The sequence below is a fragment of the Azoarcus indigens genome (assembly GCF_004361735.1).
In the GTDB taxonomy this organism is placed as follows: domain Bacteria; phylum Pseudomonadota; class Gammaproteobacteria; order Burkholderiales; family Rhodocyclaceae; genus Azoarcus; species Azoarcus indigens.
Genome location: NZ_SNVV01000028.1, coordinates 40996 through 54887 on the forward strand (window position 1 = coordinate 40996; position 13892 = coordinate 54887).

At 68.7% G+C, this 13892-nt stretch carries 13 protein-coding genes; 5 read left to right on the forward strand and 8 right to left on the reverse strand.

Going from position 1 to position 13892, the window contains the following annotated elements:
* Positions 1 to 57: 57 nt before the first annotated feature.
* Positions 58 to 1332: a GGDEF domain-containing protein gene (locus C7389_RS21950; RefSeq protein WP_133594804.1), complete on the forward strand. Its 1275-nt coding sequence runs from the start codon at positions 58 to 60 to the stop codon at positions 1330 to 1332.
* 28 nt (positions 1333 to 1360) lie between these two features.
* On the opposite strand, the gene C7389_RS21955 is transcribed toward C7389_RS21950, so the two are convergent.
* A complete protein-coding gene (locus tag C7389_RS21955) occupies positions 1361 to 2134 on the reverse strand; it encodes a sulfite exporter TauE/SafE family protein (RefSeq protein WP_133594805.1) in 774 nt (257 codons plus the stop codon).
* A gap of 94 nt (positions 2135 to 2228) precedes the next feature.
* On the opposite strand from C7389_RS21955, the gene C7389_RS21960 reads away from it, so the two are divergent.
* Complete coding sequence (locus tag C7389_RS21960; RefSeq protein WP_133594806.1) at positions 2229 to 3119, forward strand: LysR substrate-binding domain-containing protein; 891 nt, start codon at positions 2229 to 2231, stop codon at positions 3117 to 3119.
* Positions 3120 to 3123: 4 nt separating this feature from the next.
* Here the strand turns inward: C7389_RS21960 and C7389_RS21965 are convergent, their stop codons facing one another.
* Entirely contained in the window at positions 3124 to 4056 is a 933-nt protein-coding gene (locus tag C7389_RS21965) for a LysR family transcriptional regulator (RefSeq protein ID WP_162851808.1), read from the reverse strand.
* 105 nt (positions 4057 to 4161) lie between these two features.
* Here C7389_RS21965 and C7389_RS21970 point away from each other — a divergent pair, with 105 nt between their 5' ends.
* From C7389_RS21970 to C7389_RS21980, 3 genes are all read left to right on the forward strand, one after another.
* Entirely contained in the window at positions 4162 to 5211 is a 1050-nt protein-coding gene (locus tag C7389_RS21970; protein WP_133594808.1) for an aromatic ring-hydroxylating dioxygenase subunit alpha, read from the forward strand.
* A gap of 150 nt (positions 5212 to 5361) precedes the next feature.
* Positions 5362 to 6519 carry an ABC transporter substrate-binding protein gene (locus C7389_RS21975; RefSeq protein WP_133594809.1) on the forward strand — a complete coding sequence of 386 codons (1158 nt, stop codon included), beginning with the start codon at positions 5362 to 5364 and terminating at the stop codon, positions 6517 to 6519.
* A 23-nt stretch (positions 6520 to 6542) separates the two neighbouring features.
* Complete coding sequence (locus C7389_RS21980; RefSeq protein ID WP_133594810.1) at positions 6543 to 7496, forward strand: PDR/VanB family oxidoreductase; 954 nt, start codon at positions 6543 to 6545, stop codon at positions 7494 to 7496.
* Positions 7497 to 7566: 70 nt separating this feature from the next.
* Here C7389_RS21980 and C7389_RS21985 read toward each other — a convergent pair whose 3' ends face one another.
* The 6 genes from C7389_RS21985 to C7389_RS22010 form a co-directional block, all read right to left on the reverse strand.
* Positions 7567 to 8424 (reverse strand): flagellar filament capping protein FliD, encoded by an 858-nt coding sequence (locus C7389_RS21985; protein ID WP_133594811.1) that lies wholly within the window; start codon positions 8422 to 8424, stop codon positions 7567 to 7569.
* A gap of 104 nt (positions 8425 to 8528) precedes the next feature.
* Positions 8529 to 8885 carry a PepSY-associated TM helix domain-containing protein gene (locus tag C7389_RS21990; RefSeq protein WP_133594812.1) on the reverse strand — a complete coding sequence of 119 codons (357 nt, stop codon included), beginning with the start codon at positions 8883 to 8885 and terminating at the stop codon, positions 8529 to 8531.
* Positions 8886 to 8961: 76 nt separating this feature from the next.
* The gene (locus C7389_RS21995; protein ID WP_133594813.1) at positions 8962 to 11454 is read right to left on the reverse strand and encodes a TonB-dependent siderophore receptor; all 2493 of its coding nucleotides are present in this window, start codon (positions 11452 to 11454) and stop codon (positions 8962 to 8964) included.
* Positions 11455 to 11548: 94 nt separating this feature from the next.
* Positions 11549 to 12526 (reverse strand): FecR domain-containing protein, encoded by a 978-nt coding sequence (locus C7389_RS22000; protein WP_133594814.1) that lies wholly within the window; start codon positions 12524 to 12526, stop codon positions 11549 to 11551.
* Positions 12523 to 13047 (reverse strand): sigma-70 family RNA polymerase sigma factor, encoded by a 525-nt coding sequence (locus C7389_RS22005; protein ID WP_133594815.1) that lies wholly within the window; start codon positions 13045 to 13047, stop codon positions 12523 to 12525. The genes C7389_RS22000 and C7389_RS22005 overlap by 4 nt, the downstream gene beginning before the upstream one ends.
* Positions 13048 to 13581: 534 nt before the next feature.
* On the reverse strand, positions 13582 to 13892 hold a 311-nt coding region (locus C7389_RS22010; protein WP_133594822.1), incomplete at its 5' end, for a PepSY domain-containing protein.

Consider the following 13892-nt stretch of genomic DNA (forward strand, 5'->3'; position numbering starts at 1 on the left):
CCTGGTGTCGGACCCGGAACGGACTACAGCGTCTTTCCCCAGGTATGAAAAACAGAAATGCAAGCACGTCTCCCCAACTTCATCGATCTGTTGCTGGATGCGGTTTTCGTCGTAGACGAGCAAGGGCGCGTCGCCTTCGTCAGCGCCGCATGCGAGCGCATCCTCGGCTATACCCCGCAGGAGCTCCTGGGCCAGTCCCTGCTCGACCTGATACTGCCGGAGGACAGGGCGCGGACGGTGGCCGAGATGGCGCGGGTGAGCTCGGGGGAGGCGCGCATCGGCTTCGAGAACCGCTACCGCCACCGCGACGGCCGCACGGTGCATCTCACCTGGTCCGCACGCTGGGTGGAGGGCGAGCGCCTGCGCATCGGCGTCGCCCGCGACGTGACCGAGCTGAAGCGGGCGGAAGCGCTGCAGGCAGCGGTCTACGCGGTGTCGGAGGCCGCGCAGAACGCCTCCGGGCTGGACGGGCTGCTGCCGGAGCTGCATCGCATCGTCGCCGCGCTGGTGCCGGTGGCGGCGATGGCGGTGGCCACCTGCGACGAGGCCGGCGGTGCGCTGGATTTCGTCTATCGGCAAGGCTGGCAGGCGGGTGAAGGGGCCGGGTTCCCGGTGGGGCGCGAGCACTGCCTGCGCGCCATGCGGGACGCTCAGCCGCTGCTGCTGGAGGGGGACGCGCCGGGTGCCGGCTGCGCGCTGCTGATGCCGTTGGCCACGCGTAACGGGCCAGTCGGCCTGGCGGTGCTGCGCAGCCCGGCGGGCCTCGGCTACGAAGAGAAGGCGCGCGAGCTGCTGGCCTTCGTCGCCGGCCAGGTGGCCATCGCCATCGAGCGCGCCCGGCTCAAGGCGGACCTGCTGCAGGCGGCGATGTACGACGAGCTGACCCGCCTGCCCAACCGCCGCCTGCTCTACGACCGCTGCCGCCAGGCACTCGCCCGCTGCCGCCGCCACCAGGCGCGGCTGGCGCTGCTGTACGTGGACGTGGATGACTTCAAGCAGGTCAACGACAGCTTCGGCCACGCCAGCGGTGACTTGCTGCTGCGCGAGTTCGCCGGCCGCCTGGCCGGGGCGGTGCGCGCCAGCGATACCGTGGCGAGGCTGGCGGGCGACGAATTCGTGGTGCTGATGGAGGACGTCGGCGGGGAAAGCGACGCCGCGGCGGTGGTGTTGAAGATCCGCGAGGCCCTGGCGCCGGCGGTGCTGGTGGAAGGCGGCAGCGTTCATATCAGCGCCAGCATTGGCATCGCGCTCTACCCGGAGCATGGCGACGACGTCGAGCCCCTGCTGCGCCACGCCGACCGCGCGATGTACGGGGCGAAGAAGGCCGGCTGAGCCTCGCCGGCCGCCGCCGGGTGCCCGGCTAGATTGCGAAACGGCCGATCAGCACCGCACCGCTCACCACCAGCAGCCCGTTCAGGAGCATGAAGAGTTGCGCGCGGCTGATGCGCAGGTCGATGTGATGGCCGGCATGGACGCCCAGCGCCATCGCCGGCACGAAAAGCAGCGCCGTCTTCAGCAGCGCGAGGTCCACCAGGCCGACCGACAGGCACAGCAGGATGCGCCAGGCGGTGGAGAGGGCGATGAGCAGCGCCTGGGTGGCGCGGAAGGCATCGCGGCTTTCCAGCCGGCGTTCCAGGTAGGCGGCGTAGATGAAGCCGCCGCTGCCGAACAGGCCGCCGAGCACGCCGCCCAGCAGACCCTTGCCGAGCGCCGCGTACGGCCGCTCCGGCTGCCCGGCCGGCGGGCTGCTGCGCGCCAGCAGGCCCCTGGCGCCCTGCCAGATCACGAACAGCCCCAGTGCCAGCGCCATCCAGGTCAGCGGCAGGCGGGCGAGGAAGAGCACGCCGACGACCTGCCCCAGCAGCATGCCGGGAAAGAGGCGGCCGAATTCCCGCCAGGCCACCGCCTTGCGCACCCGCCAGCCGCGCAGCGAGGAGCCGGCGCAGTCCAGCATGGCCAGCATCGGGATGACCTTGGCCACTGGCATCACCATCGCCAGCGGCGCGCTCGCCATCAGCGCGGAGCCGAAGCCGACCAGGGTGAGCACCGCGTAGGCGAGCACGACGGCGGCGAAGGCGAGCAGGAGCAGCGCCGGGTGGTCGGTGAAAGCGGAAAACACAGTCGTATCGGTCATGGAACGAAGTCCAGCGGTACAGGGGCTTCCATTCTCGGAAGTGGCTGGATATAAGACAAATACCGATTTTTCTCGCTATCCATGCCGAAACGGAATGCCTAGCCTCAAGCAGATACGCTATTTCCTCGCCGTGGCCGACCTGGGCGGTTTCACCCAGGCAGCGGCCGCGCTCTTCGTCGCCCAGCCCGCCTTGAGCCGGCAGATCGCCCAGCTGGAAGAAGAGCTGGGCTTCCAGCTTTTCGAGCGCGAACCGCGGGGCGTGCGGCTCACGCCGGCGGGCGCGGTGTACCGGAGCAGGGTGGGTTCGGTGCACAACCTGCTGGCCGCGGCGGCGGAAGAGGGCGGGCAACTGGCGCGTGGGGAGGCGGGCGTGCTGCGCCTGCTGCACTCCAGTTCGGTGCCGGCGCGCAGCCTGATGCCGGCGCTGGACCGTTTCCTGCAGCGCTGCCCCGGCGCCCGCATCGACCTGGACCGCATCGCTTCCGAGACCCAGATCGGCGAGGTGGCCGGCGGCCGGGCGGACCTCGGCATCATCCGCCTGCCGGTGCTCAGGCGCGATCCGGCGGTGCGCTTCCTGGAACTGCCGGCCGAGCGGCTGTGGGTGGCGCTGCCGGAGGCGCATGCGCTGGCGGAGCGGGAGGCGCTGGCCGTCGCCGACCTGCGCGAGCAGCCCTTCGTCACCGCCGTCCACCTGGAGCGCGGCGGCCTCGCCCGGTTGGTGACCGACCTCTGCCTCAGCCGCGGCTTCGTGCCGGCCACCGCCCGCATCATCTCGCGCAAGACGTCCATGCTGGACCTGGTGGCCGCCGGCTATGGCATCGCGGTGGTGCCGGAGCGGATGACCACGCTGCATCCCAAGGGCATCCGCTACCTGCCGCTGCGCGACAGGGAGGCCCGCGGCCTCAGCGCGCTGGTGCTGCCGCAGCAGGCGACGCCGCTGGCGCAGGCCTTCGCGGACATCGTGCTGGGAATGGCAGCCGGCTGAGCGCTCAGTCCACCGCCGGATAGCGGCTCATGATCTGGAAGATCACCCCGCGCAGCCAGCGGTGCGCCGGATCGTTCTGCCAGCGCGGATGCCACAGGGAATGGAGGGTGTAGGGCACCGCCGGCTCTGGCAGCGGGAACTGCTTCAGCGGCGAGCCGGGCGTGGCGACGATCTCCGCCAGTTTGGTCGGCACGGTGGCGATCAGGTCGGAGGATTCCAGCAGCCAGGGCACCGAGAGATAGCCGCCCACCGTGGTCGAGATCCGCCGCCGTATGCCCTTGGGCAGCAGGGTCATCGTCTCCAGGTAATGGTCGGTGCCGGTCAGCACCGCGACATGCTGCTCGCTCTGGTAGTCGTGCCAGCTCAGGCTCTTCTTCTTCGCCAGCCGGGGGTGCTGGACCCAGGCCAGCACCCGGTAATCGTGCTGGAACAGGTTCTGGCGATAGAGGTAGGCCGGAATGTCGGAGACGGTGCCCAGGGCCAGTTCGGCAGTGCCGGTTTCCAGCGCATTCACCATCGCCTCATTGCCCACCCGGTGGCTCTGCAGCGTGCAGCGCGGCGCGTGGGTCTTGAGATAGCGCATCAGCGGCGGCAGGAAGACGATTTCCGCCATGTCTATCATCGCCAGCGAGAAACTGCGCTGCGCCGCGGCCTGGTCGAAACGGGTGCTGGGCAGCACCTCTCCCTCCAGCCGGCGCAGCATTTCGTCTATGGGGTCGAAGATGCCCATGGCCTTGGTGGTGGGCAGCATGCTGCTGCCGGCGCGCACGAACAACTCGTCACCGAAGGTCTCCCGCAGCTTGCGCAGCGAATGGCTGACCGCCGACTGGGTGATGCCCAACTGCCGCCCGGCCGCGCCCACGCTACGCTCCACGTAAATCCAGTAGAAGACCCGCAGCAGGTTCAGGTCGAGCTGGGATGTATGAGTATTAGTCATTTTGATCTTGATGTAGATTAATTTGAATAATACCCGTCCGGCTTCGAGAATGTCCTCAAAGCAATGAAGACAGTGACAACTGTTCATGCCTGGAGGAGACAAGCGATGTATGTGAAGAACTGCTGGTACGTGGCGGCGTGGGACAAGGAGGTGCCGGCCGAGGGTTTCCTGACGCGCACCGTCTGCGACATTCCGCTGGTGCTGTGGCGGGACGACAAGGGCGAAGTGGTGGTGATGGAGGACCGCTGCTGTCATCGCGGCGCGCCGCTGTCGCTTGGTCGCAAGGAGGGCGGCAACTGCGTGCGCTGCATGTACCACGGCCTGGTGTTCGACCGCAGCGGCCAGTGCGTTTCCGCGCCGGCGCAGAAAGCGATTCCGCCCAGCCTGAAGGTACGCAGCTTCGCCGCGGTGGAGTCGCACCGCTGGGTGTGGATCTGGATGGGCGCGGCGGAAGAGGCGGATGCCAGCCTGATACCGGACACCCATCTGCTGGACGATCCGGCGTGGAAGTCCCGCGACGGCTACATCCACTACGACGTCAATTACCTGCTGATCACCGACAACCTGCTGGACTTCTCCCACCTGCCTTTCCTGCATCCGACCACGCTGGGCGGCTCCACCGACTACGCGGCGGTGCTGCCCACGGTGGAGCGGCGCAGCCGCAGCCTGATGCTGAAGAAGGTGGTGCGCGACACCGAGGCGCCGGGCTATTCGCGCAAGTTCGGCGACTATCCGGCCGACACCAAGGTGGATCGCTGGATGTTCTATGAATTCCTGGTGCCCGGCGTGCTGCTGATGGACGCCGGCATGGTGCCGGCCGGCATGCCCTTCGACGACGGCCGGCGGGAGAAGGCCATCGAGTTCCGCGGCTTCCAGGCGCTGACGCCGGAGCGGGAGGGCTCCACCCACTACTTCTTCGCCCACGCCCACAACTTCCTCACCGACCAGCCGGAGGTGACCGACGCCATCCACCAGGGCGTCATCACCGCCTTCGAGGAGGACCGCGAGATGATCATGGGCCAGCACCGCAACCTGGCGCTGGACCCCGGCTTCAAGATGCAGCCGCTGACGGTGGATGCCGCGCTCGGCCAGTTCCGCTGGCTCATCGACAGCCTGATCCGCAAGGAAACGGCGAAGGCGCGCGACGCCGCCTGAAGGCGTGCCGGCTGCCTGCGCGCTTGCCTCGATGCGCCGCCATGCGGCGGCGCATCGCTTTCCCCGCATCCGCAATCCAGTTGACCCAAGCAGACGGAGGCCGCCATGCCGGCGGACTTCCGCGATTTCCTTCCCTACCAAGGAGACATCATGAAGGCTCTCGCCTGTGCATTCCTCACCGCCGCCTCGGCGGCCCTGCTGCCGCTCGCGCCGGTGGCGGCGGCGGACATCACCGTCGGCATCACCACCTCGGCCACCGGCCCGGCTTCCGCCCTCGGCATTCCGCAGAAGAACACCGTGGCCTTGCTACCGCCGACGCTGGGCGGCTTGCCGGTGCGCTACGTGTTGCTGGACGACGCAACCGATCCCACCCAGGCTTCGAAGAACGCCCGCCGCTTCGTCGAGGAGAACAAGGTGGACGTGGTGCTCGGCTCCTCCACCGTATCCAACACGCTGGCGCTGGTGGACGTGATCGGCGAGCACAGGACGCCGCTGATCTCGCTGTCGCCGGTCGTGCTGCCCGCCGAGAAGGAGCGCTGGGTGTTCCGGGTACCGCAGCACAACGGCCTCATGGTGGGCGCGATCGCGGACGACATGAAGGCCGCCGGCGTCGCCAGCGTGGCGATGATCGGTTTTGCCGACCCCTTCGGCGAGGGCTTGATGGGCGAGATGCGCAAGGCGCTGGACGCGCAGGGCATCAAGGTGCTGCTGGCCGAGAAGTACAACCGCAACGACACCTCGGTGATGGGCCAGGTCATGAAGATCCTCGCCTCGCGGCCGGACGCGGTGCTGGTGGCCGCCTCCGGCACGCCCTCGGTGCTGCCGCACGTCACCTTGGTGGAGCGCGGCTACAAGGGGCGCATCTACCAGTCCCACGGCGCCATTGGCCGCGACGTGCTGCGGGTGGGCGGCAAGGCCATCGAGGGCGGGCTGTATGTCACCGGCCCGGTCGTCGTCGGCAAGCAGCTGCCGGACTCCCATCCGATGAAGCCGGTGATCCTGGACTATGTGAAGCGCTACGAAGCCCGCTACGGCGCGGATTCCCTGAGCCCGCACGGCGGCCTGGTGTGGGATGCCCACCTGCTGCTGGACGCCGCCGCGCGGAAGGCGAAGGACAAGGCGGTGCCCGGCACCGCCGAATTCCGCCAGGCGCTGCGCGATGCGCTGGAAGGCACGCGCGACGTGGTCGGTGTGTACGGGGTTTACAACATGAGCCCCAGCGACCACTTCGGCCATGACGAGCGGGCGCGGGTGCTGGTGAGGGTGGAGAACGGCGCCTACCGGCTGGTCGACAGTCGCGCGCCCTGAGCGTCGCTTGCCAGGGTACTTCGATGCTCAGTGTGCAATTGCAGCGCAAGGAGAAGCTGGCGGACGGCATCGCCGGCTTCACCCTGGTCGATCCGGCGGGCGGCGAGCTGCCGGCCTTCGCCGCCGGTGCGCATGTCGACGTCCATCTACCCAGCGGGCGCATCCGCCAGTACTCGCTCTGCAATCCGCCGGCGGAGAGGCTGCACTACCTGCTTGGCGTGCAGCTGGAGGCGCAAGGGCGGGGCGGTTCGGCGGAGATGCACGCGCTGGCGGAGGGCGCGCTGCTGCAGCTCGGCGGGCCGCGCAATCTCTTCCCGCTGGTGACGCCGCCGGGCAGGACCAGCGTGCTGCTGGCCGGCGGCATCGGCATCACGCCGCTGCTCGCCATGGCGCATGCGCTTGCCGCCGAGGGCGGGGATTTCGTGCTGCATTACTGCGCGCGCTCCGCCGGCCGGCAGGCCTTCCGCGAGGCCTTGCAGCAGGCGGATTTCGCCGCGCGGGTGAGGCTGCATGCGGACGACGCGGCGGGGCCGGGTTTCGACCCGGTGGCCTTGTATGCCGGCTTGCCGGCGGAGAGCCATGTCTACGTCTGCGGTCCCGCCGGCTTCATGGAGGCGATGCTGGCCGCGGCGCGGGCGGCCGGCGTCGCCAATGCCCGCTTGCACCGGGAGTACTTCAGCGCGCCGGCGGACGCGGTGGCGAAGGAGGGCGGGGCTTTCGTGGTCCGGCTGGCGCAAACCGGGCTGGAGGTGGAAGTGGGTGCGGAAGAATCGGTCGCCGCGGCGCTGGCGCGGGCTGGTGTGGAGTTGCCGCTGGCCTGCGGGCAGGGCGTCTGCGGCACCTGTCTCACCCCGGTGCTGGAAGGCCGGCCGGAGCACCGCGACATCTTCATGAGCGCCGACGAACATGCGCTGAACCGCAGCTTCACGCCGTGCTGCTCGCGCTCCCATACGCCGCTGCTGGTGCTGGATCTCTAGGCGGGCGGCAGCGGGTTGAGATGACTGTGGGAGAGGCGGCCGCCGGACAGGCTGCCACCCCAGACCACCCTCATCGATACAGCGCCTTGTTGAGCCGGGCGGTGACCGCTCCCGCTCCGAATTCACCCTCCACCTCGGACTGATGGTCCGCCGCCCAGGCTACCGCGCGTTCGGCGTTGGCGATGCGGCGGTCCAGCAGGTGGCCGTCGGAGGAGAGCAGTTCGGCGGCGTCGCCGAAGGCCTTGGCCATGTTGTTCAGGGTCTGCACGCCGGCCTCGCGGTTGTTGGCGAGGGCGCTGTCGAAGGCGGCTTCGTCGAAGGTGAGCTGGCCGTCGGGGGTGAAGGTGACGCCCATGTCGGTGAGGCCGAGGGCGTAGCCGCCGTGGCCGGCGCCGTGGAAGATGGAGCCGACTTCGCGGCGCAGCGAGAAGCGGGCGACTTCGCCGGCCTGGTTGTCGTCCAGCAGGGCACCGTCCTCGAAGTAGGGGTCAAACTCGCTGTCCCAGGCGTTGTAGCGGGTGATGAAGTCCTGCAGCGCGGCCTTGATGTCGCCGTCGCTGCTGCTGGCGTCCAGCTTGCCCAGGCCGTCGCTGGCCTCGCCCAGCTCGGCCATGCGGGCGCGCAGTTGGGTGAGCACCTCGGCTTCGTCGCCTATCGCCTCGACGCGGGCGTTGTAGCGTTTCATGAAGGCGCTGTTGCTGGCTTCCAGCTGGGAGAGCACCGAGTTGAGCTGGGAGGTGCTGTTTCCCAGCAGGCTGCCCATGCCGCTGGCCGCGCTGCTGGTGCCGGCGCCGGAGATCAGCGCGGTCTGGGCGTTGAGCAGCGTGGTCATGAAGTCGGTGGTGCTGCCGGAACTGCGGCCGCTGCTCGATCCGTTGGTGAGCGTGGCGAGCGCGTTGAGGCGGAAGGCGGCGAGGTCGAGGTCCATGGCGGGCTCCGGAAAAAGGCGAGACTTGCTTCAGTCTAGCAGCCGCCCGCCGGCATGGCCGTGGCAAAGGCCATGGCCACGCCCCGCGCCCCGTGCGCCGGGTTTCAGCGCGCCGCGCCGGCCAGTGTGTTCCGCGTTGCGGCGCTGGCCTTGCGCAGCCGCGCCTTGCACTTCTTCCACCAGATATAGACGCCGGTGACCGACAGCATGGCCACCACCAGGCCCATCGCCGAGATCAGGATGCGGCCCGGCAGGCCGAGGATGCGGCCGGAATGCAGCGGGAACTGCGCCTGCACGAAGAGGTCGGCGGCGGTGCCGGTCCAGGGCTCGCGGCTGCCGAGCAGGCTGCCATCCACGCCGTCGAAGTAGAGGCTGCGGTGGCCGACGCCGCCGGCGCCGTGGCCTTCCTCCGGGTGGAAGAAGGCGACGCCGTGGATGCCGAATTCCGGCGAGTAGAACATGCCGCCGGGCGGCACATGTCTCAGCCCTCAGGCCCCGGCGCTGCCGCGACGCAGCCCTGCCGGGCGCAAGCGCCGCTCACCAGCGATAGCTCAGCGTGCCGGTGATCCTGCGTTCATCGCCCCAGTAGCAACTCGTGGTGGTCGACAAGCAGGTGCTGACGTAGCGCTTGTCGAACAGGTTGTTGATGTTGAGGGCGAGGCTGACGCCTTGCAGGCTGCTGTGGCGCTGGCCGAAGTCGTAGCGCAGCGCGAGATCGGCGATCGAGTAGCCCGGAATATCCGTGGTGTTGGCGTTGTTGCCCCAGGTCCGTCCGGTGTAGCGCACACCGCCGCCGACGCTGAAGCCGGTCAGTTCGGCGCCGAAGCGGTAGTCGGCCCACAACGCGGCCTGATGGCGCGGGACGAAGGCGAGTTGGTTGCCCTGGTTGCTGACACCGGCAGAGTTGGGATTGTCTTTGGTGATCTCACTGTCGGTATATGCGTAGGAGGCGATCAGCGCGAGTTGCTCGGAGAGCTCGAATTTGCCTTCGGCTTCGAATCCGCGCACCCGGGCCTCGCCGGATTGGACGCGGAAGCTGGTATTCACCGGGTCGGGGGTGAGCACGTTCTCCTGTGCCAGCTGATAGGCGGCCAGGGTCAGCAGCGCGCGTATGTTCTTCGGCTGGATCTTCACCCCGATCTCGATCTGCTGGCCGGTGGTGGGGTCGAACGGGGTGCCGTTGCGGTCGGTTCCCCCCGCGGGCTGGAACGATGTCGAGATGCTGGCGTAGGGCGAAACGCCGTTATCGAAGCCATACACGGCTCCCAGGCGGCCGGTGAGTTCGCGGTCCTTCTGCTTCACCCGGGTGCTCGTGCCGGCGGTGACCATGCGCGTGAGCGTATCGGTGTCGGCCCGGTCGTAGCGCCCGCTGACGGTCAACGCGAGCTTGCCGATCTGCATCTGGTCCTGAGCATAGAGGCCGGTCTGGGTGAGTCTCTGGTCGATCAGCATGGCCGGGCCGGGGCGGCTGACCGCGGTGCCGTAAGTGGGGTTGTAGGCATTGAACAGGGATGAGAGGAAGACCAGTTGGGACTCCTCGAAAGCGCTTTTTTCGCGGGAGTAGTCCACGCCCAGCAAGACCGTGTGCTGGATGCCGCCGGCGTTGAAGTTCGCTACGGCCTGATTGTCTACAGTCAGGAGCTTCGAGGTCTCAGGGAACGCCCAGGCGTAGCGGAACAGGGCTGAGGGGTTGCATGTGGCGGAGCTGGCGCACGCGGCCTGGACCCGCTGGGTGTCGGTGTCGACCTCGGCGTAGCGCAGGTTCTGGCGCAGGCGCCAGTGGTTGGACAGGCGGTGTTCCAGTTCGTAGCCTATGGACCACTGCTCGTTGCTGAAATTGTCGTAGCCGGGTTCGCCGACGAAGGTGTTGCGCGCCAGGCGAGCGTAAGTACTGGTGTCCAAGGTGCCGTTGGAGGGCAGCGCGGGTGCGCCACCTCCACCCGGGGATTCGATCTTCTGGTATTCCGCCAGCAGCGTGAGCCGGGTGGTATCGCTGGCCTGGATGCTCAGCGACGGTGCGATATAGCGCTTGCGCTCCTCGACATGGTCGAACTGGGTGTCGCTGTCGCGAACCAGGCTGACGACGCGGTAGGCCACGGTGCCTTGTTCGTCGACCGGGCCGCCGATGTCGAGGCCGACATGTCGTTGCTCATGGCTGCCGAGCTTGACCTGGATTTCGCGGGTCGCCTCTTCGGTGGGGCGTTTGCGCACCATATTGATGAGGCCGCCGGGAGCTGCCTGGCCGTACAGCACCGATGCCGGCCCCTTGAGCACTTCTACGCGCTCCAGTCCATAGGGTTCGATGCGCGGCTGAGCGTAGCCGCGCGCGCCGTATGGCAGACGCAGGCCGTCGAGGTAACGCGCCGGGGTGAAGCCACGCACGGTCAGCCAGTCGTGGCGCAGGTCGTTGTCGCCGTACTGGCCGACCACGCCGGGTGTGTAGCCCAGCGCCGTGGTGATCGATTGCACGCCCTGGTCGGCCATCTGCTGCGCCGAGATGATGGAGATGCTCTGCGGGATGTCGGCGATCGCGCTGTCGGTCTTGCTGCCGCTGGCGCTGCGCCTGGCGATGTAACCCTGCACAGCCCCCCAGGCGGACTCCTGCTGGGTGCCGGCGGTCACCGTCACCGGCGCCAGGGTCGTCTCCGCGTCGTGCGTTTTTGCCGGGGCGGGGCGCAGGCTCAGTGTGCCGCTGTCCGTCACCACCAGTTCCAGCCCGGTCCCGGCCAGGGCCCGGCGGGCGGCGTCGGCAGGGCTGAGTCTGCCGTGCACGGCAGCGGCGGTCTTGCCTGTGATGAGAGCGGGGTCAGCGGACAGGCGCTGGCCGCTGTCGCGGGCGATGCGGGCCAGGGTGTCGGCCAGCGGCGCGACGGGGAGGTCCCAGGTACGGGCGACCGCGGCTTCGACCGTGCTGGCGGTCGGGAGAGTGTCTTGGGCGCCGGCAGTGAGGCTGGCGAAGGCGAGGGACACGGCGATGGCGCAACGCAGCGGCCGGGTGCGGCAGGCGTCGGGGCGGGGTTGGGGGCTCATGGAGTTTCCTCGGCGGGGTTGAACAAGCGCTGAACGTGTGGGTTCAGCAGTCATGTCCAACGAGGTCGGCAAAACCCCTCAGGCAGCGGAAAAATTATCGGATTTCGTTCTGATGCTCGACCACGGTCAGCCATGGGCCGTAACGGCGGATGGCGATGGGCTGGGTTTCGGCCAGCGCGTGCAGGGTGGCATCCGGATCGTCGAGCGGAAACACGCCGAATACGCGCAGGACGGCGGCTTGCGGCGAGACTTGCAGGTAGCCGCGCTTGTAGGGGCGCAAGGCGGCAATGAGCTCGGCCAGCGGGCGGTCGCGTACGTCGAGCTGGCCGTCGGCCCAGGCAGCCAGCGGCGCGGCGGATTCGGCCATGGGGTGGATGCCGCTGGCGTCGTAGCGGGCGGCGCTGCCGGCGGCGAAGGTTTGCTCGCTACCGTCAGCGGTGGTGAGGCGGACGCTGTGTTCGAGCACCGCGAGTTCGCTGTGATTGTCCTGTAACTGCACGGCGAAGCGGGTGCCGAGGGCGCGGGCTTCGCCGTGCTCGGTAGCGACGATCAACGGGCGCTGGCGGTCGGCCGCCGTGTGGATGAGAAGGGTGCCGCGGCGCAAGCGCAGCAGCCGGGTCTGCGCGCTGAATTCGATGTCCACCGCGCTGCGCGCGTTGAGGATCAGCGTGCTGCCGTCGGCCAGTTGCACCTGGCGGCGTTCGCCGGTGGCAGTGTGCACGTCGGCGCTGAGGCCGAGCAGTGGCTGCTGGCGGTTCAGCGCATAACTGCCGAGGCCGAGCAGCAAGAGCATGGCGGTGCCGCGGCGCAGCGCCTTGCGGCGGGCCGGCGCGGTCAGCGCCCGGTGTGCGGCATGGCGCTGCCCGGGCAGTCTGGTGTCGGCGTCTTTGATCGCGGCGAGGGGCTGATCGAGCAGGCCGGAAATCGTCCGCCAGACGGCTTCGTGACGCGGGTCCGCATGCAGCCAGCGGGCGAAGGCGGCGTGGTCGTCGGCGCCGGCGGTGCCGGAATCGAGCCGGACCAGCCAGTCGATGGCGGCTTCGGCGATAGGGTCGAGCTGGCGCGCATTCATGAGCGTGCTTGCGGGGTGGCCGCCGCGGCGCCAAGGCCGGCCATGTAGCAGTGGGTGAGGGCCAGCTTCATGTCGCGCTCGACGGTGGCGAGGGAGACGCCGATGGCCTTGGCGATCTCGGTGTGGGTCATTTCCTCCAGCCGGTTCATCAGCAAGACCTTGCGCGCGCGCAGGGGCAGGCCGTCGAGCAGGCGGTCGAGGGTTTCGATGGCCTCACGCACCAGGGCGTAGTCCTCGGCCGAGGGGGCGTAGCTTTCCGGTTGCGCGGCGAGGGCGTCGAGCCAGGCATTCTCCAGGTCGCGGCGGCGCCAGAAGCTGTAAAGCACGCGCTGGGCCAGGGTCAGCAGGTAGGCGCGGGGCTCGTTGAGGTGGCCGATGTCGCGGGCGCCCAGCACACGGACGAAGGTGTCCTGGGTGAGGTCGGCAGCCAGGTGGGTGCAGCCGAGTTTGCGTCGCAGCCAGGCATGCAGCCAACGATGGTGATCGACGTACAGTTTGGCGACGGAAGGGGCTGCGGGCACGGCAAGCTCCGGGGAGGACAGGACGCGTTGGCTTGCTGCCCGCGAACAGGCTAGCTTGCTATCGAGAATGGTTCTTATTTTCCGCTGCTGTAAGGCGCGCCGTCAATCTCCGGAAGTCCGCCGGCACCCTGGCCGTTCAGGGCTGGCAGGCACTAAACGGATGCCTTCGTTCTATTCGATGGATCCTCTCTCCGAGCTTCTCGGTCGCCTCAAACCCGTCGCAAGCGTGTCCGCTGGTTTGGAAGCGTGGCGAGTGGCCCCTGCGGTTCCCGCGACAGCAAGCTTGGATCGAGTGCTACGTTGTCCTGCAAGGTGCGGGCTGGATGGCCGTCGACGGGATTGACGGGGCCCATCAGGTTTGCACTGGGCGATGCCTTCGTGCTGCCGGGCGGACGCGATTTCCTGATAGGCAGCGATTTGGCGTTGCCAGCCGTGGCTTCCGACACGCTCTTTCCTCCGGCACGGTCATGGACGGTATACGAGCTTGGGGCGGCTGCGGCGATGTCACGCACGGCCTTTGCAGTGCGGCTGCCCTCAGCGCGCCGCGCCGGCCAGCGTGCTCCGCGCTGTGGCAGCGGCCTTCTTCAGCCGCGCCTTGCGCTTCTTCCACCAGATATAGACGCCGGTGACCGACAGCATGGCCACCACCAGGCCCATCGCCGAGATCAGGATGCGGCCCGGCAGGCCGAGGATGCGGCCGGAATGCAGCGGGAACTGCGCCTGCACGAAGAGGTCGGCGGCGGTGCCGGTCCAGGGCTCGCGGCTGCCGAGCAGGCTGCCATCCACGCCGTCGAAGTAGAGGCTGCGGTGGCCGACGCCGCCGGCGCCGTGGCCTTCCTCCGGGC

Excerpts from the sequence above, each read along its gene's own strand:
- C7389_RS21950 (WP_133594804.1), top strand. The coding sequence starts at position 58 with ATGCAAGCACGTCTCCCCAACTTCATCGATCTGTTGCTGGATGCGGTT.
- C7389_RS21955 (WP_133594805.1), bottom strand. The coding sequence starts at position 2,134 with ATGACCGATACGACTGTGTTTTCCGCTTTCACCGACCACCCGGCGCTG.
- C7389_RS21960 (WP_133594806.1), top strand. The coding sequence starts at position 2,229 with ATGCCTAGCCTCAAGCAGATACGCTATTTCCTCGCCGTGGCCGACCTG.
- C7389_RS21965 (WP_162851808.1), bottom strand. The coding sequence starts at position 4,056 with ATGACTAATACTCATACATCCCAGCTCGACCTGAACCTGCTGCGGGTC.
- C7389_RS21970 (WP_133594808.1), top strand. The coding sequence starts at position 4,162 with ATGTATGTGAAGAACTGCTGGTACGTGGCGGCGTGGGACAAGGAGGTG.
- C7389_RS21975 (WP_133594809.1), top strand. The coding sequence starts at position 5,362 with ATGAAGGCTCTCGCCTGTGCATTCCTCACCGCCGCCTCGGCGGCCCTG.
- C7389_RS21980 (WP_133594810.1), top strand. The coding sequence starts at position 6,543 with ATGCTCAGTGTGCAATTGCAGCGCAAGGAGAAGCTGGCGGACGGCATC.
- C7389_RS21985 (WP_133594811.1), bottom strand. The coding sequence starts at position 8,424 with ATGGACCTCGACCTCGCCGCCTTCCGCCTCAACGCGCTCGCCACGCTC.
- C7389_RS21990 (WP_133594812.1), bottom strand. The coding sequence starts at position 8,885 with ATGTTCTACTCGCCGGAATTCGGCATCCACGGCGTCGCCTTCTTCCAC.
- C7389_RS21995 (WP_133594813.1), bottom strand. The coding sequence starts at position 11,454 with ATGAGCCCCCAACCCCGCCCCGACGCCTGCCGCACCCGGCCGCTGCGT.
- C7389_RS22000 (WP_133594814.1), bottom strand. The coding sequence starts at position 12,526 with ATGAATGCGCGCCAGCTCGACCCTATCGCCGAAGCCGCCATCGACTGG.